The following is a 24350-nucleotide window of genomic DNA, read 5'->3' as shown; positions in this document are numbered from 1 at the left end:
GCTTTACTCCGTCGAATCGAAATCATCCTCCTTGGTGCCGAGCAGCGAGACGATGGTGCGCAGGCCGGAATCGAGCTGCTCGGGCGAGGGCGGGGCCAGCGCGAGCCGCACCGCATTCGGCGCATGACCGTGTGCGATCGCGAAGGTCGAGGACGGCGTCAGCGCGATGCCGCGCCTTGCTGCTGCGGCGACGAATGTCTGCGAGCGCCAGTGCGGCGGCAGCGTCAGCCAGAGATGATAGGAGCGCGGATCGGCGGCGAGCTGGTAGCCGGCGAGCAGCCTTGCGGCGGTCTGCTGGCGGCGCGCGGCATCGATGCGCTTCAGCCGGGTCAGCTCGGCGACGGTGCCGTCGGCCATCAGCCGCTGCCCGGCCGCGAGCGCATGGCCGGAGGCGATCCAGCCGCCGGTGCGCACCGCGCTCATCACACTCTCGCGCAGATGTGGCGGTGCGACGAGGATGCCGAGCGCGAGCCCCGGCGCGACCTTCTTGGACAGGCTGTCGAGCACGATGCAGCGGTCGGGGCCGAGCGCCGCCAGCGGCGTGTCGTCGGCGAGGAAGCCGTAGACGATGTCCTCGATGATGGTGAGATCGAGCTTCTCGGCGATGCGCATGATGTCGGCGCGCCGCGTCGCATTCATGGTGACGCCGAGCGGATTCTGAATGATGGGCTGCAGATACAGCGCCGACAAATGCGCCTCGCGATGGGCCTTCTGGATGGCGTCGGGCCGCGCGCCGAATTCGTCCATGGGGATCGGGACCAGCGTCACCCCGAGCCGCGCGGCGATGCTCTTGACGTAGGGATAGGTCAGCGCCTCGACGCCGCAGCGGCCGCCGGTGGGCACGAGCGCGGCAAGCGCGGCCGCGAGCGATTGCTTGCCGTTGGCGGTGAAGAAGATCTGCTCGGGCTGGGGCGCAAAGTCCTTGCGCGCGAGATAGGCGGCAGCAGCCATGCGCGCACTCTTGGTGCCGGTGCTGGTCGAAACCCGCAGCGCGGATTCCAGCGCGTCGATGCGCTCGAGCCCGGCGAGGCTCTTGGCGATCATGGCCCATTGCTGCGGCAACAGCGGATAATTGACCTCGAGATTGATGCGCGCGTCGGCCGGCTCGCTCATGGTCTCGACTTCACGCCTGACGTCGCCGGAGATGAACGTGCCGCGCCCGACCTCGCCGACCACGAGGCCGCGGCGGAGCAATTCCGTATAAACCCGGCTCGCGGTCGAGACCGCGATGCCGCGGTCATAGGCAAAATTGCGCTGCGGCGGCAGCCGGTCGCCGGGCCTTAACGTGCCGTTAGTGATATCGGCCGCAATGGCATCGGCGAGCTTCACGTACTCGAACTTGGACATATTGCACCGAGAGCAATGTTTTGCTTGCTCCGAGGAGTGTACTGGAGCATTTAAGTTCCATCAAGTTCCGCGATTGAGCCGAGGGGAGCGAGAGTAATCCGACGGCAAATGAGGTGCAGGCGCCACTAGCGCCCGCGCCAACGGCACCTGCTTCGCCGCGCGGGACGAAAGGCCGGAGAAGAAGAATGACCACGATCTCGCAAACTGCCGGGCGGACTTTACGCCCAACCTCATCCAGCGGATTTTTCAGTGTCCTCGCCCTGCGCGTCACTGCGCTGTTCGACCGCCTCGAGCGCCGCTCCGCCGTCAAGACGCTGAACGAGCTCGACGACCGCGCCCTGCGCGACATCGGCATCACGCGCAGCCAGATCGAGGATGCCGTGTACGGGCAGTTCAAGGCCGAGCTGACGCGGTATCTGTGATCTCCTTCGACTGCGCGTTCCTCGCGTGTCCCGGACGCGCTGCAGCGTGAAACGCTGCTGCGCAGAGCCGGGACCGAGCGATCGCATTCGCTGATGCATGGGCCCCGGCTCTGCAGCGCATCGTCGGACCGGACGATGCTTCGCATCGCCAGGGAGACGCTGCGCTGCGTCCGGGGCACGAGAGCGGTGCCTTCGTACACAGCTGCCCCAACGGCGTCATTGCGAGCGCAGCGAAGCAATCCAGACTGTCGCCGCGGAAAGTTTCTGGATTGCTTCGCTGCGCTCGCAATGACGGAGTGTGCTGCCCCTTAGTGCCTCACCACCAGTACCGAGCACTTGGCATAACGCACGACGTGGCCGGCGTTGGAGCCGAGGAAATAGGTGCGCATCGCCGGCCGGTGCGAGGTCATCACGATCAAATCGGCCTTCATGTGCACGGCTTCCTCGAGGATCTCGTGATAGATGCCGCCCTGGCGCACCACGCTGGAGATGCGGGAAGGCTCGATGCCGGATTCGCGGGCGACGATGGCGAGGGCCTCTTCCGAGGTCTGGCGCTGCTGCTCGTCGAAATCGGCCGGGACGTATTCGGCCAGCATCACCGGCGTCATCGGCAGCACGTTGAGCAGGCGCACCGTGCCGCTCCAGGTCTGCGACAACGTCGCCGCGGTCGCGATCGCCGGCTTGGCGAGATCGGTGTCGGCGAGGTCGATGGGCACGAGGATGGACTTGAACATCTGCGCCTCCCTGTGAACCAGGCTGGATCAACCGGTCGAGACGGCGCCCGCGCGTCTCTAGCCCGATCGAAGCAGCTTGGGGCTGACGAACAGCACCAGCTTGCCGCGGCGGTAGGCCACGTCATCCCAATCCTTGACGTCAAAGTCGAAGATCGCAAGTCCCGCCGTGGGCAGGTTGTGGCCGAGTGCCTTGGCGCCATCAGGATCACCGCCGCCGATCAGCATCAGGGCGACCTCGTGCATGCCGGGATTGTGGCCGATCAGCAGCAACCGCTTCGAATTGGCCGGGGCGGTTGCGGTGCGAATCGTTTCCAGGATCTGCGCGGGATCGGCGCCGTAGAGTTCCGGCAGGACCTCGACCTGCGGCGCCCGGACGCGGTCCTTCATCGCCTCCCAGGCGATGTCCCAGGTCTGCCGGGCCCGCACGGCATGGGACACCAATACAGTATCAGGGAAGGGCGGATGGGCGGCGATCCAGTCGCCCATCTGCGCGGCATCCTTGTGGCCGCGGTCGTCGAGCCGGCGGTCCTGGTCACGGCCGCTCGGTGCGTCCGTCTCGGTCTTGGCGTGACGCAGCAGCATCAAACGGCGCATGGCATTCTCGAATCGTTCCACGTCCAGGATAATCTACAGGCGCCGGTTGAGGACAAGGTGACAGGCGCCCGGTTGGTATGAAGCGCGCTGAGATTAGAACGAATCATCACCGCGCTTCAGATTGTTATTTTGAGCATGATCTTACCGGAAAACCGCTGCACACTTTTCCGGATCATGCTCTAAGAAACGCTATGAGCGAGACTTTCACAAGCGTGTCCCAGGAAGAAGCCGGCTTTCGCGACCGCGTGCGGCTGTCGTTCGATCTCGATGCCGACATTTGTGTGATCGGGGCGGGGCTTGCCGGGCTTTCCATCGCGCTGGAAGCGGCCCGGCTCGGGGCCAGCGTCGCGGTGCTCGAGGGCCGGCATGTCGGCTGGAATGCCTCCGGCAACCAGCTCGGCACCGTGATGCCGGGCTTTGCGCTGCCGGTCGCGGACCTGATCGAGCGCATCGGCTTCGAGGACGCCCGCGAATTGTGGACGCTGTCGAAGCAGGGCGCGGAGTTCGTCCGGGCCAACGCCAGCGAAGAGAACATGCCGGGGATCGGCGTCAGCGACGGCGTGCTGGAGGTTTCCAACGTCGATGCCGGCGACCGGCTGATCAGCCGGTTGCAGATGCTGAACGAGGATTTCGACACCGAGGTCGAGGGCTGGCAGGTCGATCGCGTGCGCGGTGCGCTCAAGACCGACCGTTACTTCCACGGCGTGTATTATCCAAAAGCGTTCCAGGTCGACGGCCGGAAATATGTGCACGGCCTTGCGGCGATGGCGCGGCGGGCAGGCGCCCGCATCTTCGAGGACACGCCGGTCGTCAGCATCGATCATTCCGGCATCCGCAAGCGCATCGTCACGCCCTCGGCACGGCTGCGCGCGAGCCACATCGTGCTCGCCGGCAACATTCATCTCGGCGCGCCGTTGAAGCGCCTGTCGGAGACGCTGCTGCCGGTCTGGCGCTATGCCGGCATCACCGCGCCGCTCGGCGAGCGCCTGCACGAAATCATCGCCTTCAAGGGATCGGTGATGGATTCCGACGGTGTCGACCATTTCCGGATCGTCGACGGCGACCGGCTGATGTGGGAGAGCCCGGAGACCACCTGGGCCGCGCGTCCGCAGCGCTTCGCCGGCGCCGTCAGGCGGCGGATCCGGACGATCTTTCCCGAGCTCGGCAATGTCGAGATCACCGACATGTGCGGCGGCGCCACCGGCCAGACCGTGCACGGCATGCCGCAGATCGGCCAGCTGCGCAAAGGCCTGTGGGTGGCGAGCGGGTTCGGCCGCCAGGGGATGAACACCTCGGCCATGGCCGGACAGATGATCGCGCGGAGCGTCTTGTGGGGCGATGAGCGCTGGAAGTTGTTCTCGCCGTTCGAGCTGGTCTGGGCGGGCGGTGCCACGGGGCGCGTCGCGGGCCAGCTGGTCGGGATCTGGGGCAGGGCGAGCTCCGCCGCCGCAGGCGCGCTCGCCCGCTATCGCGAGCGCGCCAGGGTCAAGGACAGGGAACGCGAGGCCCGCCTCGCCGAAGCCAACCGCGCGGCCGGCACCGGCCCGCGCCGTGCGCCGCCCGGCGTGCGGCCGCGGCCGGCGCCACCGCCGAAAGCTGCGGTCGGGGCCGCGGAACCGGTCGTGCAGGACGACCGCGTCTCGCAATAAGTTGAGCGAAATTCCGCCCCAACGTGTAACGTCGGCCTCAGAAGCCCGTATCTCAGGGCGTGGACTTCCCGCGCACGGAGAATGACATGCTTGACCGCCGCATCCTGCTCACGACTGTCGCCGGCCTGTTCGGCCTTACGGCCTTCCGCTGGCTGAGAGGAACACCTGCCGAGGCCGGCGAGAAGGCCGCGCAAAAGTTCGAGATCACGAAGACGGAGGCCGAATGGCGGGCCCAGCTCACGCCGCAGCAATATGAGATCCTGCGCAACCACGGCACCGAGCGGCCCGGCTCCAGCCCGCTCTTGAAGGAGCACCGCAAGGGCATCTTCGCCTGCGCCGGCTGCGACCTGCCGCTGTTTGCGTCCGAGACCAAGTTCGAGAGCGGCACTGGCTGGCCGAGCTTCTATGCGCCGATCGAGGGCAATGTCGGCAAGACCGAGGACCGTACCTACGGCATGGTCCGTACCGAGGTGCATTGCCGGCGCTGCGGCGGCCATCTCGGCCATGTCTTCGACGACGGCCCGAAGCCGACCGGATTGCGCTATTGCATCGATGGTTTCGGGCTGGTCTTCCACCCGGCCGCGGCGTCGGCGACGTAAGGGAGTCCCGGCAATTGTTGCCGGTCCCGGCAAATGTGCCCCGGTCATCGGGCCGGGGCCTTTTCATTAAGTCATTGATTTCCTGAAGATACCAGCATTGGCATAGGCCTTGCGACGTCTCTTTCCGATTGCGGCCATGGTCGACCGGCCGCCGAGATCGGATTTGGAGACAAAGTTATGGGTATCTTCGATGCAATGAACACCTCGGTGGGTGGCCTGCAGGCGCAGTCCTTCGCGCTGCAGAACATTTCCGGCAACATCGCGAACTCATCCACCACCGGTTACAAGGGCATCGGCACCAGCTTCGTCGACCTCATTCCGGACTCCTCGGTCCCAAGCAAGCAGGTCGCAGGCGGCGTGACGGCCAACGCCAAGGCCACCATCACCACGCAGGGCACGATCTCGTCCTCCAGCGTCGCCACCAACATGGCGATCACCGGCGACGGCTTCTTCTCGATCCAGAAGGCGAGCGGCGTGGTCGACAATGTGCCTGTCTTCACCGGCGTCACCTACTACACGCGGCGTGGCGACTTCCAGCTCAATGCCAATGGCAACCTGGTCAACGGCGCCGGCTATTACCTGATGGGCGTCACGGTCGACCCGAAGACCGGCAACCCGACCGGCAGCGTGGCGAACGTCCTGCAATTCCAGAACAACTTCATTCCGGCGCAGGCGACCACCTCGATCCAGTACGCGGCCAACCTGCCGACCCAGCCGAACACGGTGGCGAAAACCACCGCCGCGACCGGCACGCTGCTGGCGGCCGGTGGCTTGAACCCGTCCGATTTCGCAGCCAACCCGCTGCCGGTCGGCACGCCGCCGGCGCCCTATACCAACGCAACGGTGTCAGGCGCGGCTGCAACCGGCAACATCCGCTCGGCCTACACGTCGACGACGGCAACGGGCACGGTGGCGCTCCAGAACAATTCGTCCGCCGTGGCTTCCACCACCACCTCGCTCGACAACACGGTCGGCACCCATCTTGCCTCCAGCATCCTCACCGCGCTGAGCGGGCAGGTGCTGACCGTCAATGGCAACACCGTCACCTTCAACGGCGGCACGACCGTCTCGACGGTCGGCAACAACACCACGATCGGTCTCGGCGCGGGCACGACGGCCACGGTGGCGGACATCCTGAACGCGATCCAGACCGCCGGCGGCGCCGGCGTCACCGCCTCGCTCAATGCCAGCGGCAACATCCAGATCGCGACCGGCACCGGCACCGACGTCGCAGTCGGCAGCGGCACGGCCGCCACCGCGCTCGGCATCAGCAGCGTGACGCGTGGCGGCAACGTGCTGTCCTCGCCGGCGATCTCAGGTGCGACGGTGCTGAGCGGCAGCGCGACGGCCGGCGGCGCCCAGGTGCTCACATCCGGCTTCTCCGCCGGCGACACCATCACCGTCAATGGCCAGACACTGACCTTCGTATCGCCGCCGACGGTGCCCAGCGCCACTCAGATACTCACCACCGACAACGTCACGACCTTGCTCGGCAAGATCGACGCGCTCTCCGGCGCTTCGGGGTCGTCGGTCAGCAGCGGCGGCGTGATCACGCTGAACACCGGCACCGTCTCCAACCTTTCGGTGTCCAGCTCCAACAGCGCTGCCTTCTCCGCGCTCGGCTTCACCTCGACCATCACCAAGAACCGCGACGGTGGCGGCACCGCCGGCACCGGCGGCGTGATCGGTAACGACATCGGCACCTTCACCAAGGAATCGATCAGCGGCGGCGCCGTGACGGCCTACAACGCCGCCGGCACGCCGGTGAACCTGCAATTGCGCTGGGCCAAGACCGACAGTGCCTCGCTGGGCGCGGGCCATTCGGATAGCTGGAACCTGTTCTACCAGACCGACCCGAACGCCACCGGCACCACGGTCGGCTGGGTCAACACCGGCCAGACCTTCACCTTCGCCGCCGACGGCTCGCTGACCTCGCCGAGCGGCTCGGGCATTACGATCAACAACGTCACGGTCAGCGGCCAGTCGCTCGGCTCGGTCGCCTTCAACATCTCCTCGGGCGGGCTGACGCAATATGCCAGCACCAGCGGCGCGGTGACCATCAACACCATCACCCAGAACGGCTATTCCGCCGGTCAGCTGCGCTCGGTCGCCGTCAACAACAATGGCGTCGTGGTCGGGACCTTCTCCAACGGCCAGAACCTCAACCTCGCCCAGGTGCAGCTGTCGCATTTCAACGGCACCAACTACCTCAAGGCGATGGACGGCGGCGCTTATGCCGCGACCGAACAGTCGGGAGACGCCATCGACGGCGCCTCGGGCACCATCAGCGGCTCGTCGCTGGAGGGCTCCAACACCGACATCGCCGACGAATTCACCAAGCTGATCGTGACCCAGCAGGCCTATTCGGCCAACACCAAGGTGATCACGACCGCGAATTCGATGGTGCAGGATCTCCTCAACGTGTTGCGCTGAGCGGCGCGTGACGTAACCAAAGGCGGGCCAGTGATATGGGTTTGAGTTCAGCCCTCGCCAGTGCGATGAGCGGTCTGCGCGCCAACCAGGCCGCGCTCTCGATCGTCTCCTCGAACGTCGCCAATGCGCAGACGCCGGGTTACGTCGTCCAGACGCCGAACCAGATCGAGGTCACCACCGGCGATTTCGGCGCGACGGCGATGACGACCGGCGTCAGCCGGGAGCTCGACGCCTATGTGCTGAACCAGCTGCGCACCGAGACCGGCGGCAGCGGTTACGCCGACCAGATGGCCAACATCCTGAAGCAGCTTCAGAATGTCTATGGCACGCCCGGCAACAGCGGCACGCTCGAAGCCGCGCTGAACAAATTCACCACGGCGCTGCAGGCGCTGTCGACCAGCTCGGGGGCGTCGTCGGCGCAAACCGTGGCGCTCGGTGCGGCGCAGGCGCTTGCGACGCAGCTCAACGTCACCACCAAGGGCATCCAGTCGCTGCGCTCCAACGTCGAGCAGGATCTCGGCAACTCGGCGCGCGCTGCCAACGCGGCGATGCAGCAGATCGCCGACATCAACACCAAGCTCCAGGGCCTGTCGCCCAATGATCCCTCGGCCGCCACGCTGATGGACCAGCGTGACCAGGCCATCAACACGCTGTCGAAATATGTCGACGTCCGCGTCACCACCGACGGCTCGAACCAGACCAACATCTATACCACGACCGGCATTCAGCTGGTCGGCGCGGGGCTCGCCTCGGAGTTCTCCTTTGCCTCGGCCGGCGCGCTGTCGGCGACCTCGCTCTACAACATCGACCCCACCAAGTCCGGCGTCGGCGCGCTCAACATCAAGCTGCCGAACGGCTCGCAAGTGGACGTTGTCGCCAACAACGTGGTTTCGTCGGGGCAGATTGCGGCCGATCTGAAGCTGCGCGACGAGACGCTGGTGCAGGCGCAGAACCAGATCGACCAGCTCGCCGCCACGATGGCGAGCGCATTGTCCGACAAGACCACGGCCGGCAGCACCGTCTCCGGCCCGCCGGCCGGTTTCGACCTGGAGCTTGCCGGCGCGCTGCCGGGCAACACCGTCAACATCACCTACACCGACACGGCCACCAACACGCAGCGCCAGATCACGCTGGTCAACGTGACCGACCCGGCGGCGCTGCCGCTCCAGAACGCGACGAACGCCAACCCGATGCGGATCGGCGTCAACTTCGCCGGCGGCATGAATGCGATCGCGTCCGCGCTGAACACTGCGCTGTCAGGCACTCATCTGTCGTTCTCCGCAGCCCCGTCACCGGCGACCGCGACGACGTTGCGGGTGACCGACGACAACACCGGCCTTGCCAAGGTCAACTCTGCCTCGACCACCAAGACGATCTCGTCGCTGACGTCGGGCAATCCGCAGCTGCCGCTGTTCACCGACGGCGGGCAGGCGCTCTACACCGGCGCGATCACGGCATCGGGCTCGCAGATGACCGGCCTTGCCGGCCGCATCGCCGTCAACACGCAGCTGGTCGCCGACCCGACCAGGATGTCGGTCTACAACACCTCGCCGGTGACGCCCGCGGGCGACACCACGCGTTCGGACTATCTCTATTCGCAGCTCACCAGTACGGTGTTCTCCTATTCGCCGCAGAGCGGCCTCGGCTCGGCGACCCAGCCCTTCACCGGCAGCGTCTCGAACTTCCTCCAGCAGTTCCTGAGCGTGCAGGCCAACGCCGCGACCCAGGCGACCCAGCTCCAGCAGGGCCAGAGCGTGGTGGTCTCGACGCTTCAGGCCAAGTTCGACTCGACCTCCAAGGTCAATCTGGACGCGGAGATGTCGAACCTGATCCAGCTGCAGAACGCCTACGCCGCCAACGCCCACGTCATGTCGGTGGTGCAGAGCATGATGAACACGTTGATCCAGGCTCAATTGTAAGCAGTAACAGGGCTCTGAAACATGTCGATCAGCAGCATCAACTACTCCTCGTCGGTTCTCGGCGCGCAGATCCGCAACATCAATCAGCAGCTCACCGATTTGTCGACGCAGCTTTCGACCGGCAAGCTGTCGCAGAACTATTCCGGCATGGGCACCAACGAGGGCTTTGCCATCGCGGGACGCGCGCAGCTCTCCAACATCGCCGCCTATACCGACACGATCACCAACGTCAACGTCAGCATCAACCTCGCCAACACCGCGCTGCAATCGCTGACCAAGATCCGCAGCACGGTGCAGACGGGTTCGGCCAACACCGCGCAGGATCTCAACGTCAACGGCCAGACGATCGCGCAGAACACCGCGGCGGCCCAGTTCGGCTCGATGGTCGGCGTCCTCAACACGCAGACCGGCAACCGCTATCTGTTCTCCGGAACGGCCGTCAACACCCAGTCGGTGGCCAATGCCGGCGACATCATCAACGGCACCACGACGCAGGCCGGCTTCAAGACGGTCATGGCCGAGCGCCAGGCCGCGGACTTAGGGGCCAGCGGCATGGGCCGCCTGGTGCAGACGCAGCCGACGGCAAGCTCGGTGCAGGTGTCGGAAGACGTCGCCGGATCGCCGTTCGGCCTCAAGATCAAGGCGGTGTCCTCGACGCTGACTGGCGCGACCGTCACCGGCCCGAGCGGCTCGCCGGTGTCGTTCTCGGTCGATCTCAATGGCGTCAATCCGAACAACGGCGACAAGCTCAGCATTCAGTTCACCCTGCCGGACGGCACGACCGAGCAGATCGACCTGACGGCGTCCTCGGCGACGCCGACGCCGCTCGGCAGCTTCGCGATCGATGCGAGCACGCCCGTCAACCCGAACAACACCGCCGCGAACCTCAACACGGCGCTGAACACCGCGATTCAGAAACTCGCCAACACTTCGCTGGTGGCGGCATCGGCGGTCGTCGCGGGCGACAACTTCTTCAACACTGCGAGCTCTGCGATCGGGACCCCCGTCAACAACCAGGCGGCGCCGGCGGCCCCGGTCACCGGCGCGACGGCGTTATCAGGCGCGAGCCCCTCGGACTCGATTTCGCCGGGCTTCGTCGCGGGCGATACCATCACCGTCAACGGCACCACGCTGACCTTCGTTGCCTCGGGCGCGACCGGCAACCAGCTCAACGTCACCGACAGCATCCAGGCCCTGCTGAGCAAGATCGACGCGATCACCGGAACGTCGAAGCCCTCGACGGTCCACGGCGGCTCGATCACGATCAATACCGACGATGCGGCGAGCCTCAGGATCACGACGTCGAACACCGGCGCGCTGAGCGCGCTCGGGTTCGCCGCGACGCCGGTGACCGCCACGCAGCCGCCGCTGCGCGTCGGCTCCTCGCCGGCTAGCTCGGCGACGACGCTGGTGAACGGCTCGGCCAATACGGTGAAGTGGTATTTGGGCAATGACGGGCCCGGCTCGCCGCGCTCGACCGCGATGGCGCGGGTCGACGATGCCGTGACGGTGCAATATGGCGCCCAGGCGAATGAGGATGCGATCCGCCGCCAATTGCAGGCAATCGCGGTGTTCGGCACCTTCTCGACCTCGCCGACGGGGCAATATTCGGGCGGGCAGGTGTCGGCGCTGAGCCTGCGGGTGACCCAGGCGCTGACCCAGCAGCCCGGACAGCAGCGCATCGAGGACATCCAGACCGACATCGCGATGGCCCAGAACACGATGAAGGACGCGAGCACGCGCCAGACCCAGGCCAAGGCGCAGCTCCAGACCATCATCGACCAGGCGGAATCGGCTTCCCCCGACCAGGTCGCGAGCGAGATCCTGGCGCTGCAGAACGCCCTGCAGGCGTCCTACCAGGTGACCTCGAACCTGGCGCAGCTCTCGCTCGTCAAGTTCCTGTAAGGAGGCGTTAACACGCCGTTAACCAGGCCTGTTTACCTCTTGGTGAGGATTGCAGCGGGGGCTGAGCGGTCGATGTCGGACAAGATGCAGCTGGTGGTGGCGACGCCTTGCTTCGGCGGGCAGGTGTCGAGCATCTATGCGAGCTCGATCTTCGCTTTGCAGCGGGCCGTGCACGGCATGTCCAATCTCGAGCTCAAGGTTCTCCTGCGCGACGGCGACGCCCTGATCACCCGGGCGCGGGCCAACCTCGCCGCGATGTTCCTGGACGATCCCAAGGCGACGCATTTCCTGTTCATCGATGCCGATATCGGCTTCAAGCCGGAGCAGGTGTTCCGGCTGATCGAATGCGGCGCGGACGTCGTCGCCGGCTGCTATCCGATCAAGCGCATCAACTGGGACAAGGCCGCGCGTGCGATCCAGTCGGGTCGGGCCGACGCGCCGGCGGCCTCGCTCGATTACGTGCTCGAGATCGAGGATCCCGACCGTATCGTGGTTGTCAACGGATTCACCCGCGTGCGCTATGCCGGCACCGGCTTCCTGATGATCCGGCGTCATGTCCTGGAAGCGATGTGCCGCCACCCGGACTACGCGAACCTTCGGTTCTTCCGCGAGCATTCGCATGATGCGCTGGCGGCGAGCCAGAACCGGTTCGCGCTGTTCGAATGCATGATCGATCCGGCGACCGGCACGTATCTGTCCGAGGACTTCGCCTTCTGCAAGCGCTGGACCGACATCGGCGGCGAGATCTGGGCCGACATTCAGAGCCCGCTCGACCACGTCGGGCCGTCGGTGTTCCACGGCGACATCGCCTCGCAATTCACAGCCGCGCCTGCGGCGGCGGCCGATGCCGCGGCGTGAGCCCTTCGGGATGAGCGGCGGCGCATCCGCTCGGTCGGAGATGCAACGCGCCGCCGCCGGCGGTTCGCGCTATCGCCTGCGCGATCTCTTCACGCCCCTCGACACGCTGCTCGTGTCCGGCGGAGATCCGCGCCTGGCGCTCGATCCCAGCGATCGAGCCAACGCCTATGGCTGCGCGGCTTCACCGGAGCCGGAGGTCTGGAATTTCGCCTCCTCGACTGCCTCGACGATCTCGCAGGCGGCCTATGACCGCGCCGCGCTGGCGCGCGAGGAGCTGATGCACAAGTGCCTGTTCGACGAGGTCGAGGTCGCTTTCGATGCACGCTGCGAGGACCTGCGCGACGAGCTGCGCGGCCATCTCCAGCTCTCGCCGCGCGTCGATGTGGTGTTCTCGCCGTCCGGCACGGACTCCCAGCTTCACGCCCTGTTCCTGGCGCGCACCATGCTCGGCGCGCGGCCGGTGACGATCGTGGTCGGCGCCGACCAGACCGGGAGCGGCACGACCCATACCGCGCGTGGACATCATTTCAGCGGCCTGACGGCGAGCGGCTTTGCGGTTCGCAAGGACGCCGCGGTGGCGGGGCTGGCCGGCGCCAGCATCTCGCTGCCGTTGCGCGCGCCGGGGGCCGGGATCGCGATGCGCACGGACGCCGATGAGGCGGTGCTGCATGCGGTCGAGGCCACCATCGCGCAAGGCGCGCCCGTGCTGCTCCAGATCATGGATTCCTCGAAGCTCGGATGGCGTGCACCGAGCGCGGCCTGCCTCGACGAGATCGCGCGGCGCTGGCCGCGCAAGGTCCAGATCGTCGTCGACGCCTGCCAGGCCAGGCTCGGCCGCCGGCGGCTGCGCTCTTATCTCGACCGCGGCTATATGGTGCTGATCACCGGCTCCAAATTCTTCGGCGGACCTGCCTTCAGCGGTGCGTTGCTGGTGCCGAAGGGCCTGTCGCGGTCGCTCGACCGCATCGAGGGGATCGCGCCTGGAATCTTCGATTACGCCGGCCGCTGCGATTGGCCGATGGCCTGGATGGCGCTGCGTTCGCGCTTCGAGCGCCGCCCGAATTTCGGTCAATGGCTGCGCTGGGAGGCGGCGCTGGCCGAGATCGGCAGCTACTACGCTGTGCCCGGCGCTTTCCGCGCCGGGATGCTCGCCGAGCTCGCTGCCGGCATCGACAGCATGATCGCATTGTCGCCGTCGTTGCGCTCTGTTCCAGCCGCGACCGACGTGGCCGGCATCGACGATGAGGAATTCGTGCAACCCACCATCTTTCCGTTCACGCTGCTGCGCGACGGCAAGCCGGTTTCTATTGCCGAGACCACGGCCGTTCACCGCGCGCTGGCGCGTGACGTCAGCGCAGAGATCAGCGGCAGCGCGGAGGACCGTCAGGTCGCCGCACAGCGCTGCCTGATCGGCCAGCCGGTGCGACTGGAGCGGCAGGACGAGACGCCGCAGGCGGTGCTGCGCCTCTGCGTCGGCGCGCGGCTCGTGATCGAGGCCTGGTCGCCGGACAGGGCGGAGACGCAACGCAACGTGCAGCACCTTCTCGACCAGATCGCCGACGTCCTGGTGAAGATCGAGCTGCTGCTCGCCGGTGGCGCAGCCGCTTCCGTGCCGGTAAAGTCCGCGTTCGAGGTGTGAGATGCAGCATCCGGTTTCAGCGCCGATCGGCCTGACCGCGGCGAACTATGCCGACCGCATCGGCTTTGCGCAACTGACGCGCCGGGCCTTCGAAGGCGTCGATCTGCATCCGTTGCGCGACCAGCTCGTCGCGCGCATCGCAGCAGGGACTGCGCTGGCGGGCGAGGGACTGGACCTGTCGTTGATCACCCAGCTCCTGGGCGACAAGGATCACGGGCTTGCTATCCAGTCCGAGGTGCTGGCCTTCCATCAATTGTTTCGAACGCCTAGCGCCGCCCCGAAGCCGGGCCTGCGCCTGCTCGCGCTTGCAGCCGATATCGACATGGGCGGCAACACGCCGATCGATTTCCTGCTCGAAGGCTCCGACATCGAACTGTTGACTCTCTATGTGATCAAGGGCGTCGGTTTGCCCGAGACCTTGCCGGAGCACGACGCGGCCATCGTGGTCGCGTCCGATTCCGAGGAATGCCGTGAGGCGCTCGCGCTGATCGAAGGGGCCGCACCGCACTGGCCGCGGCCGTTGCTCAATCGCCCCGATCGCATCGGCAATCTCGATCGCGACAAGCTTTATCGGCTGCTGACGGACGTGCCCGGCCTCGACATTCCCGCGACGATTCACGCAACGCGGACGCAATTGTCGGACCTTGCGCAGGGGCGGATCGCATGCGCCGACATCGCAGGCGAGTTGCACTTTCCGATGATCGCGCGGCCGCGCGGCTCGCATGCCGGCGTCGGGCTCGCGAAGCTCGACGACGCGGCGGCGCTCGTGGCCTATCTCGCCGAACGGAAGGAGCAGGACTTCTTCGTCGCACGCTTCGTCGATTATGTGAGCCCCGACGGGCTCTACCGCAAATATCGCCTCGCCATGGTCGACGGCAAGCCCTACGCCTGCCACATGGCGATCGCCGATCGTTGGGACATCTGGTATCTCAACGCCTACATGGCCTTCAGCGAAGAAAAGCGGGCCGAGGAAGCCGTCTTCATGCGCGACTTCGACCATGCCTTCGGCGCGCGCCACAGCAACGCGCTCGAGGAGATGAGCCGGCGCGTCGGCCTCGATTATTTCATCGTCGATTGCGCCGAGAACGCGAACGGCGAGCTCTTGGTGTTCGAGGCCGACAACACCGCCGTCGTGCACAACATGGATTCGCCGGTCGTGTTTCCCTACAAGCCGCCGCAGATGCGCAAGATCTTTGCCGCGTTCGCGGCGATGCTGTCGCGGCATGCAAAGACGGGCACGGAGAGCGCAGCATGAACGAGATCATCCGCAACGCGCAAAGCGCCGTCGCGAATACCTCGCTCGATCCGCAGGACTGGAGCGAGTTTCGCACGCTGGCCCACCGCATGCTGGACGAGACGATCGACGGCATCGCCAACGTTCGTGCGCGCCCCGTCTGGCGGCCGATTCCCGATGACGTCCGCGCGGCATTCAGAGCGGACGTGCCGCGCGAGGCGAGCGATCTTGCCGAGGTCTATCGCGAATTCTCCGAGCATGTCGCGCCCTATGCGACCGGCAACGTCCATCCCGGCTTCATGGGCTGGGTGCATGGCGGCGGCACCGCGGTCGGCATGCTCGCGGAGATGCTCGCCGCCGGCCTCAATGCCAATCTCGGCGGACGCGACCACATGCCGATCGAGGTCGAGCGCCAGATCATCGAGTGGATGCGGTGCCTGTTCCTCTTTCCCGAGAGCGCAAGCGGCATCTTCGTCACGGGCACGTCGATGGCCAATCTGATGGCCGTGCTGGTTGCGCGCACCGCCGCGCTCGGCACGCTGGCGCGTCAGCACGGCATCGGCAATGACGGTGCGCTGCTCACGGCCTATACGTCGCAGGCAGCGCATGGCTGCATAGCGAGGGCGACGGACATCGCCGGGCTCGGCACGGATGCACTGCGCAAGATCGCAGTCGATGCCGATCATCGCATCGACGTTGCCGCATTGCGCGCACAGATCGCCGTCGATCGCGAGGTCGGCTTCAAGCCGTTCCTGGTGGTCGCATCCGCCGGCACGGTCGATATCGGTGCGATCGACGATCTCAGGGCGATCGCGGAGCTGTGCCGAGAGGAGGCAATCTGGTTTCACGTCGACGGCGCTTTCGGTGCGCTCGCGATCCTGGCGCCGGAGCTTGCGCCGCTGCTCGGCGGCATCGAGCTTGCGGATTCCATCGCACTCGACTTCCACAAATGGGGGCAGGTGCCGTACGACGCAGGCTTCCTGCTGGTGCGCGACGGCGAACAGCATCGGCAGGCCTTTGCGCAGCCGGCTGCCTATCTGAGCCGCGAGGCGAGGGGGCTTGCGGCGGGCGCGGTCTGGCCCTGCGATCTCGGTCCCGATCTGTCGCGCGGCTTCCGGGCGTTGAAGACGTGGTTCACGCTGAAGACGTTCGGCACCGACCGGCTGGGTGCGGCGGTGGCGCGGAGCTGTGCGCTCGCAAAGTATCTGGAGACGCGTGTGCTGGCCGAACCGCGGCTGGAATTGCTGGCGCCGGTCAATCTCAACATCGTCTGCTTCCGCTATCGCAGCGGCGATGCTGTCAATCGCGAGATCGTCGCCGACATCCAGGAGTCCGGCATCGCAGCGCCATCGAGCACGACGCTGGACGGAAAGCTCGCGATCCGCGCGGCGATCGTCAATCACCGCACCGAGGAGGCGGACATCGATGCGCTGGTTGCGGCCGTGCTGCAGTTCGGTGGACAGCGGAGCGGCGGAGTGATCGAGGTCGATGCGCCGCCGCTCGCAGCGCAATAGCTTGACGAACGCCTGAAAACGACAACGGCCCCGGAGGCGATCCGGGGCCGTTGTCGTTGGCGCGAACGCCCGTATCAGGCGGCGGCGGTGCTGACGTCGTCCTTGTCCGCTGCCGCCTTGGGATGCGTGGCCTCGAACTGGTTGCGCAGCTTCTCCTCATAGGCGATCAGCTTGCGGGCTTCCTTCAGCGCCCGGTAAAGGTCGCCGTTCAGGATGTTGTTGTTGATGCCTTCGATGATCGGCCAGGAGCTCGGCACCGCCGTGACGATGTCCCGCACCAGGTTGAAATAGGTGCCGTGCTGGGTCTGCGGATCCGGGGAGATGTACATGAGCTGGACCGCCAGATAGACGAGCTTGGCGGGCGTGTCGGCGGTCTCCGGCGTGAGGATGTCGCGTTCGCGCAGGATCGGCACGTTCTCGCCATCGATCAGGAGGCGGGCCCGCTGGTCCGTGTTGGTGATCACGGAATTGCCGACGATGATGCGTTCGTGCGGTTTGAGCTCGACCTTGAGGGCCATTCCTGTTCTCCATCAACGCTTTCGTAACCGAGCGTTCGTTGCGGCCTATCAGGTCGTGATTCTCGCTCGCAACTAGTTAACGAGCTGTAAATTCGAGCTATTCCCGCCAAAAAGCTGAATGCTTTCAATAGCGGGATTGGTGCGGCGTTGCCGCCATGCGCACCGCTTCCGGGACCGAATCACGCGTGACCGGGCAAAAGCGCGAGTTTCATTTCATGTTTCGTTAGAGGTCTCGGCGGCACGGTCCGCCGTCGCTGGGTCAATCGCGATCCAAGCAGACGTGTAACAGTAGCGTCGTTTACCAGAAAGGTAACAGAGTCATGTCCGGTATCGTCCTCTCCGCATCGGTTCGTCAGAACCTGCTCTCCCTCCAGTCCACCGCTGACCTCCTCGCCACCACGCAGAACCGTCTGTCGACCGGCAAGAGCGTCAACTCGGCCCTGGACAATCCCACCAACTTCTTCACCGCCCAGTCGCTCGACAACCGCGCCAGCGACATCAACAACCTGCTCGACGGCATCGCCAACGGCGTGCCTCCTTCAAGAACGCGCCGATCCCGGGCTCGACCGGTGCTCCGAGCGTTCCGACCGGTTATGGTGCCAGCGGTAACGTCCTCACCGACGGCAACGGCAACTCGACGGTCTATCTGCAGGGCGGCACGCTCAACGACGTCTTGAAGGCGATCGACCTCGCTACCGGCGTGCAGACCGCGACGGTCAATGCCAACGGCACCGCGACGCTCGCGACCGCCTCCGGCCAGACCAACTCGTCGGTCAACGCCTCCGGCCTGCTCAAGATCTCGACCGGCATCAATGCCGACCTGTCGATCACCGGCACCGGCAACGCCCTGAACGCGCTCGGCCTCGCCGGCAACACCGGCACGGCGACCGCCTTCACGGCGGCGCGCACCTCCGGCATCGGCGGCATCGCCGGCAAGACCTTGACCTTCACCTCCTTCAACGGCGGCACGGCGGTCAACGTCACCTTCGGCGACGGCACCAACGGCACCGTCAAGACGCTCGATCAGCTCAACACCAAGCTGCAGGCCAACAACCTGACGGCGACGATCGACGCCAACGGCCTGCTGACGGTCTCGACCACCAACGACTACGCGTCCTCGACCATCGGTTCGAGCGCCGCAGGTGGTGCGATCGGCGGCACGCTGACGACGGCTCTGACCTTCTCGACGGCCTCCACCCCCGTCCAGGATACGGTTGCCCAGACGGCGCGTGCGAACCTGGTCAATCAGTACAACAACATCCTCCAGCAGATTGACTCGACTGCTCAGGACTCCTCGTTCAACGGTGTCAACCTCCTCAATGGCGACCAGCTCAAGCTGGTGTTCGACGAGACTGCAAAGTCGAGCCTGAGCATCACGGGCGTGACCTACAACTCCAAGGGTCTTGGCCTCGCCGCGCTGACCAGCGGTGTCGACTTCATCGACAACGCTGCCACCAACAAGGTGCTGACCAACCTGAACTCCGCGTCGAGCACGCTGCGTTCGGAAGCTTCGGCTCTGGGTTCAAACCTGACGATCGTGCAGGTTCGTCAGGACTTCAACAAGAACCTGATCAACGTGCTGCAGACCGGCTCGTCCAACCTGACCCTGGCCGACACCAACGTCGAGGCGGCCAACAGCCAGGCGCTGTCGACCCGCCAGTCCATCGCGGTCTCCGCGCTGTCGCTGGCCAACCAGTCGCAGCAGAGCGTGCTCCAGCTGCTCCGCTAACGCGCGGGCGACATCGCAAGCAAGATCCGGCGGCGGGGCTTCGGCCCCGCCGCTTTCTTTTTGGTCACTGCTCGGAGACTTCGAGAGGGCAGCGCCTCGCGAAAAAGTAACCAGCGGTTATGGTTAATGGAGCGTAAGCGTCAGGAATTGCCAATGATTTCAGATGGATTGCAAGCCGTGCCCGCACGTTCGACTCGCTTATGGTGAACCGGCGCTTATGCGGGCTTCATGCATTTCACCCTTTGTTAGCCATGTCACGGCACGCTGGCCCCGTCACTCGATCCGGAAGCGATCGAACGAAGACGCGTAAGCCAGAAGGGTAAGAGTCATGTCCGGTATTGTTCTCTCTGCGTCGGTTCGCCAGAACCTGCTCTCTCTCCAGTCCACCGCCGATCTTCTCGCCACTACACAGAACCGTCTGTCGACCGGCAAGAGCGTCAACTCGGCCCTGGACAATCCCACCAACTTCTTCACCGCCCAGTCGCTCGACAACCGCGCCAGCGACATCAACAACCTGCTCGACAGCATCGCCAACGGCGTGCAGGTGCTGCAGGCTGCCAACACCGGCCTGACCTCGCTGCAGAAGCTGATCGACTCCGCGAAGTCGATCGCCAACCAGGCGCTGCAGACCACCGTCGGCTACTCCACCAAGTCCAACGTCTCCACCACCATCGCCGGTGCGACGGCGGCCGACCTGCGCGGCACGACGAGCTTCGCCAGCGCGACGGCGAGCAGCAACGTGCTCTACAACGGCACCGCCGGCGGCACCACCGCGGCGAACGGGACCACGACGCTCGGTGCTACCATCGGCTCGTTCACGGGTACGGCGGGAACGGCCGGCGACGGCACCACGGCCTTGACCGGCGCCATCACCCTGATCGCCACCAATGGCACGACTGCAACGGGCCTCGCCAGCAACGCCCAGCCCGCCGACGGCGACACGCTGACCGTCAACGGCAAGACCATCACCTTCCGCAGCGGCGCTGCTCCGGCATCGAGTGCGGTTGCGGCCGGCTCGGGCGTCAGCGGCAACCTCGTCACCGACGGCAACGGCAACACCACGGTCTATCTCGGCACCGCCGGCACCCCGGCTGCGACCGTCAGCGATCTCTTGACCGCGGTCGATCTCGCCAGCGGCGTCAAGACGGTGTCCATCAGCTCCGGTGCGGCGACGATCGCGACCAGCGTCAACCAGACCGCTTCGAGCGTTGGTGCGGGCGCCGTCACGCTGAAGAGCTCGACGGGTGCGGATCTGAACGTCACCGGCAGGGCCGACCTGCTCAAGGCGCTCGGCCTGACCACCTCGGTGGGCGGCGGCAACGCCACCGTGAGCGTCAACCGGACCACGAGCTCAACCTCGCTCGGTGCGACGATCGCCGACGGCTCGACGCTGAACGTCAACGGCCACGTCATCTCCTTCAAGAACGCGCCGATCCCGGGCTCGACCGGTGCTCCGAGCGTTCCGACCGGTTATGGTGCCAGCGGTAACGTCCTCACCGACGGCAACGGCAACTCGACGGTCTATCTGCAGGGCGGCACGGTCAATGACGTGCTGAAGGCGATCGACCTCGCTACCGGCGTGCAGACCGCGACGGTCAATGCCAACGGCACCGCGACGCTCGCGACCGCCACCGGCCAGTCGAACTCGACGATCAACACGTCCGGCCAGCTCAAGATCTCGACCGGCATCAACGCCGACCTCTCGATCACCGGCACCGGCAACGCGTTGAACGTGTTCGGCCTCGCCGGCAACACTGGCAGCGCCACCGCCTTCACGGCGGCGCGCACCTCCGGCATCGGCGGCATCGCCGGCAAGACCTTGACCTTCACCTCCTTCAACGGCGGCACGGCGGTCAACGTCACCTTCGGCGACGGCACCAACGGCACGGTCAAGACGCTCGATCAGCTCAACACCAAGCTGCAGGCCAACAACCTGTCGGCAACGATCGACGCCAACGGCCTGCTGACCATCACGGCATCCAACGACTATGCGTCCTCGACGCTGGGCTCGACGGCGGCCGGCGGTGCGATCGGCGGCACGCTCACCTCGGCCTTGACCTTCTCGACGGCTTCCACCCCCGTCCAGGATGGCGTTGCCCAGACGGCGCGTGCCAATCTGGTGTCTCAGTTCAACAACATCCTCAACCAGATCGATACCACCGCGCAGGACTCCTCGTTCAACGGCGTCAACCTGCTCAACGGCGATCAGCTCAAGCTGGTGTTCGACGAGACCGCCAAGTCGAGCCTTAACATCACGGGCGTGACCTACAACTCCAAGGGTCTCGGCCTCGCCTCGCTGACGGTCGGCGTCGACTTCATCGACAACGCCGCAGCAAATCGGGTGCTGACCAACCTGAACGCGGCCTCGAGCACGCTGCGCTCGCAGGCCTCGAGCCTCGGCTCGAACCTCTCGGTGGTGCAGATCCGGCAGGACTTCAACAAGAACCTGATCAACGTGCTGCAGACCGGTTCGTCCAACCTGACCCTGGCCGACACCAACGTCGAGGCGGCCAACAGCCAGGCGCTGTCGACCCGGCAGTCGATCGCGGTCTCCGCGCTGTCGCTGGCCAACACGTCGCAGCAGAGCGTGCTCCAGTTGCTTCGTTAACAAGAAACTGAAATTATTGAATAAAATCGGGCGGCGGGGCTTCTTGCCCCGCCGCTCTTTTTTGCGTCCGGGGCGGGCAGGGGCGTTCATTCGCCATTAACCCTGTCCCTTAAACCGGCGTTAACCATACTTTAAAGGACACCTCCTAAAACTGGACAAAAGGCCCGCTTTCCAGTCCGCGCGGCCGATTCGTATCCGGTTCAAGAGGAAGACTCGCCAATGTCCAACATCGTTCTCTCGGCGTCCGTTCGCCAGAACCTGTTGTCGCTGCAGTCGACGGCCGACTTGCTGGCCACGACGCAGGAGCGGCTGTCGACCGGCAAGAAGGTCAACACGGCGCTCGACAATCCCACCAACTTCTTCACGGCGCAGGGGCTGGACAACCGGGCGAGTGACATCAGCAACCTGCTCGACGGCATCAACAACGGTGTCCAGGTGCTGCAGGCGGCCAACACCGGCATCACCTCGCTGCAGAAGCTGATCGACAGCGCCAAATCGATCGCCAACCAGGCGCTGCAGACCACGGTCGGCTATTCCACCAAGTCGAACGTCTCCACCACGATTCCCGGCGCGACGCCCGCCGACCTGCGCGGCACGACCTCCTATGCGAGCGCGACCGCCAAGAGCAACGTGCTCTATACCGGCGCGGCCGGCGGCGTGACCCCGGTCACGGGAACCGCCGCACTCGGTGCCTCGCTGGGCTCGACGGCCGGCACCTTTACCGGCACGGCCGCGCTCGCCGCCGACGGCACCACCGCGCTGTCCGGCACCGCGACGTTGCTCGGCACCACGGCATCGACCACCTTCAGCACGCCGCCCGCCGATGGCGACACCATCACGGTGAACGGCAAGACCATCACCTTCCGCACCGGCGTCGCGCCAAGCTCGCAGCCGACCGGCTGGGGTCTCGACGCCAGCGGCCACATCGCCACCGACGGCAACGGCAATTCGATCGTCTACGAGGGAACGCCGACTGCGCCCGGTGCGACCATCAACGACGTCCTCACCGCGATCGACCTCGCCAGCGGCGTCAAGACTGCAACTATCAGCGCGAGCGCGGCGACCATCGCCGTCAGCGGCGCGGCCGGTCCCGTCGGCACACTCCAGGTGGCATCCTCGATCTCGGGCGGCGGCCAGATCACGCTGAAGAGCTCGACCGGCGCCGATTTGAGCCTGACGGGCAAGGCTGACTTCCTCAATAAGCTCGGTCTGACGGCGGCGACCGGCGCAGGCAATGCGACCGTGACTGCGAACCGGTCGACCACCGCCGGCTCGCTCGGCACTCTCGTTCAGGACGGCTCGACGCTGAACATCGACGGCCACACCATCACCTTCAAGAATGCGCAGACCCCGCAATCGGCGGCGAGCGTCGCCAACGGCTTTGGCGTCAGCGGCAACGTCGTCACCGACGGCAACGGCAATTCGACCGTCTATCTCCAGAGTGCGACGCTGACCGACCTGCTCAACTCGATCGACCTCGCCACCGGCGTCAAGACCGCCAGCATCTTCAACGGTGCGGCGACCATCACGACCACGTCGGGCCAGATCCCGTCGTCGGTGAACTCCAGCGGCCAGCTGTCGCTCTCGACCGGCGTCAACGCCGACCTCTCGATCACCGGCACCGGCAACGCGCTCAGCGCGTTCGGCCTCAGCGGCAACACCGGCACGGCGACCGCCTTCACCGCGGCGCGCACCTCGGGCGTCGGCGGCATCAGCGGCAAGACGCTGACCTTCACCTCCTTCAACGGCGGCACGCCCGTCAACGTCACCTTCGGCGACGGCACCAACGGCACCGTCAAGACGCTCGACCAGCTCAACGCGCAGCTTCAGGCCAACCACCTGACCGCGACGATCGACGCCAACGGCGTGCTCACGGTGACCACCGTCAACGAATACGCCTCCTCGACGCTGGGTTCGACCACTGCCGGCGGCACGGTCGGCGGCACCATCACCGGCGTCCTCGCCTTCACCACGGCGCAGCCGCCGGTCCAGGATCCCGTCGCGCAGACCGCGCGCTCCAACCTGGTCAACCAGTTCAACAACATCCTGGCCCAGATCGACACGACCTCGCAGGACTCCTCCTTCAACGGCGTCAACCTGCTCAACGGCGACACGCTGAAGCTGGTCTTCAACGAGACCGGCAGCTCGACGCTCAGCATCAACGGCGTGGTGTTCAACGCGGCCGGCCTCGGCCTCAGCAACCTCGTCAACGGCGTCGACTTCATCGACAACGGCGCCACCAACAGGGTGCTGGCGAGCCTGAACGCCGCCTCGAGCACGCTGCGCTCGGAAGGCTCCAGCCTCGGTTCGAACCTGTCGATCGTGCAGGTGCGTCAGGACTTCTCCAAGAACCTGATCAACGTGCTGCAGACCGGCTCGTCCAACCTGACGCTCGCCGACACCAACGAGGAAGCGGCCAACAGCCAGGCGCTGTCGACGCGCCAGTCGATCGCGGTCTCCGCGCTGTCGCTGGCCAACCAGTCGCAACAGAGCGTGCTGCAGCTGCTCCGCTAATTCCGCAGCGCAACTTCGCTATTGGAGATTTCGCGGCGGGGCTGACGCTCCGCCGTTCTTTTGAGGGAGATCGCTAAGACAAGATTAGCTGAGATCGACGCGCATCACGACGAGCAAGTTTACATCGTGCATGC

Annotated in this window: 16 protein-coding genes and 1 pseudogene; 13 read left to right on the top strand and 4 right to left on the bottom strand. The window is 65.8% G+C overall.

Annotation, left to right across the window (positions count from 1 at the left end):
- Positions 1-3 precede the first annotated feature (3 nt).
- Positions 4-1347 (bottom strand): PLP-dependent aminotransferase family protein, encoded by a 1344-nt coding sequence (locus DCG74_RS30170; protein WP_172785252.1) that lies wholly within the window; start codon positions 1345-1347, stop codon positions 4-6.
- Between the two features lie 185 nt (positions 1348-1532).
- Between DCG74_RS30170 and DCG74_RS30165 the strand changes: the two genes are divergently transcribed.
- Positions 1533-1769, top strand: coding sequence for a DUF1127 domain-containing protein (locus DCG74_RS30165; RefSeq protein ID WP_172785251.1), 237 nt, complete (start codon positions 1533-1535; stop codon positions 1767-1769).
- Positions 1770-2077: 308 nt separating this feature from the next.
- On the opposite strand, the gene DCG74_RS30160 is transcribed toward DCG74_RS30165, so the two are convergent.
- The gene (locus DCG74_RS30160; RefSeq protein ID WP_130218328.1) at positions 2078-2503 is read right to left on the bottom strand and encodes a universal stress protein; all 426 of its coding nucleotides are present in this window, start codon (positions 2501-2503) and stop codon (positions 2078-2080) included.
- Between the two features lie 57 nt (positions 2504-2560).
- Positions 2561-3097, bottom strand: coding sequence for a histidine phosphatase family protein (locus DCG74_RS30155; RefSeq protein ID WP_172785250.1), 537 nt, complete (start codon positions 3095-3097; stop codon positions 2561-2563).
- 191 nt (positions 3098-3288) lie between these two features.
- On the opposite strand from DCG74_RS30155, the gene DCG74_RS30150 reads away from it, so the two are divergent.
- The 9 genes from DCG74_RS30150 (at position 3289) to DCG74_RS30110 (ending at position 16847) form a co-directional block, all read left to right on the top strand.
- Positions 3289-4746, top strand: coding sequence for an FAD-binding oxidoreductase (locus DCG74_RS30150; RefSeq protein WP_172785249.1), 1458 nt, complete (start codon positions 3289-3291; stop codon positions 4744-4746).
- Between the two features lie 86 nt (positions 4747-4832).
- Positions 4833-5345: a peptide-methionine (R)-S-oxide reductase MsrB gene (msrB, locus tag DCG74_RS30145; protein WP_172785248.1), complete on the top strand. Its 513-nt coding sequence runs from the start codon at positions 4833-4835 to the stop codon at positions 5343-5345.
- 177 nt (positions 5346-5522) lie between these two features.
- Positions 5523-7778 carry a flagellar hook-basal body complex protein gene (locus DCG74_RS30140; protein WP_172785247.1) on the top strand — a complete coding sequence of 752 codons (2256 nt, stop codon included), beginning with the start codon at positions 5523-5525 and terminating at the stop codon, positions 7776-7778.
- A 35-nt stretch (positions 7779-7813) separates the two neighbouring features.
- Positions 7814-9697 (top strand): flagellar hook-associated protein FlgK, encoded by a 1884-nt coding sequence (flgK, locus tag DCG74_RS30135; RefSeq protein ID WP_172785246.1) that lies wholly within the window; start codon positions 7814-7816, stop codon positions 9695-9697.
- A 21-nt stretch (positions 9698-9718) separates the two neighbouring features.
- Positions 9719-11602, top strand: a complete 1884-nt coding sequence (locus DCG74_RS30130) for a flagellar protein (RefSeq protein WP_172785245.1) — start codon at positions 9719-9721, stop codon at positions 11600-11602.
- 72 nt (positions 11603-11674) lie between these two features.
- Positions 11675-12460 (top strand): hypothetical protein, encoded by a 786-nt coding sequence (locus tag DCG74_RS30125; RefSeq protein WP_172785244.1) that lies wholly within the window; start codon positions 11675-11677, stop codon positions 12458-12460.
- 10 nt (positions 12461-12470) lie between these two features.
- On the top strand, positions 12471-14099 hold the full coding sequence (locus DCG74_RS30120; RefSeq protein WP_172785659.1) for a hypothetical protein: 1629 nt from the start codon (positions 12471-12473) through the stop codon (positions 14097-14099).
- A 1-nt stretch (position 14100) separates the two neighbouring features.
- Positions 14101-15354, top strand: a complete 1254-nt coding sequence (locus DCG74_RS30115; RefSeq protein WP_172785243.1) for a RimK family alpha-L-glutamate ligase — start codon at positions 14101-14103, stop codon at positions 15352-15354.
- On the top strand, positions 15351-16847 hold the full coding sequence (locus tag DCG74_RS30110; protein ID WP_172785242.1) for an aspartate aminotransferase family protein: 1497 nt from the start codon (positions 15351-15353) through the stop codon (positions 16845-16847). Before DCG74_RS30115 ends, DCG74_RS30110 begins: the two co-directional genes overlap by 4 nt.
- A gap of 74 nt (positions 16848-16921) precedes the next feature.
- On the opposite strand, the gene flbT is transcribed toward DCG74_RS30110, so the two are convergent.
- On the bottom strand, positions 16922-17365 hold the full coding sequence (gene flbT, locus DCG74_RS30105) for a flagellar biosynthesis repressor FlbT (protein WP_172785241.1): 444 nt from the start codon (positions 17363-17365) through the stop codon (positions 16922-16924).
- A gap of 320 nt (positions 17366-17685) precedes the next feature.
- On the opposite strand from flbT, the pseudogene DCG74_RS30100 reads away from it, so the two are divergent.
- From DCG74_RS30100 to DCG74_RS30090, 3 genes and pseudogenes are all read left to right on the top strand, one after another.
- Positions 17686-19094, top strand: a pseudogene (locus DCG74_RS30100) (DUF1522 domain-containing protein).
- A gap of 328 nt (positions 19095-19422) precedes the next feature.
- Complete coding sequence (locus DCG74_RS30095; protein ID WP_172782861.1) at positions 19423-21702, top strand: DUF1522 domain-containing protein; 2280 nt, start codon at positions 19423-19425, stop codon at positions 21700-21702.
- Positions 21703-21921: 219 nt separating this feature from the next.
- On the top strand, positions 21922-24216 hold the full coding sequence (locus DCG74_RS30090; protein ID WP_172782862.1) for a DUF1522 domain-containing protein: 2295 nt from the start codon (positions 21922-21924) through the stop codon (positions 24214-24216).
- The last annotated feature ends 134 nt before the right edge of the window (positions 24217-24350 follow it).

The organism is Bradyrhizobium sp. WBAH42, from assembly GCF_024585265.1.
GTDB lineage: Bacteria > Pseudomonadota > Alphaproteobacteria > Rhizobiales > Xanthobacteraceae > Bradyrhizobium.
Note: the sequence above shows the minus strand (reverse complement) of the source record. Positions and strands in the feature narration are given on the sequence as shown.